Annotated in this window: 1 pseudogene; it reads right to left on the reverse strand. The window is 57.6% G+C overall.

The window, feature by feature from the left end:
* Positions 1-262 (reverse strand): annotated as a pseudogene (locus SB816_RS32655) (hypothetical protein); the annotation flags it as partial.

Raw genomic sequence — 262 nt, forward strand, 5'->3', positions numbered from 1 at the left:
CTGGTTAGACAGCGCCACGATGTTGTTGACCTCAATGGCGACGGTCGATGTCTTTGCCTTTTCAAACGGCGAGTTGCCGCGAAACCAGGCATTGATTTTCTGGGTCGAGGGATCGGACGTCCTGAGCAGCGCATAGGTCCGGTCGATATATTGCTTCTGTACCACCGCGTCGGGGGTGATCGACTTCAAGCTGGTGATGAAGTTGCCGAGTGTCGCGCGGACGACGCGGGCATCAGCGTACTCGATCTGCTGGGGGAAGCCT

The organism is Achromobacter sp. SIMBA_011, assembly GCF_046535435.1.
GTDB classification, from domain to species: domain Bacteria; phylum Pseudomonadota; class Gammaproteobacteria; order Burkholderiales; family Burkholderiaceae_B; genus Achromobacter; species Achromobacter dolens.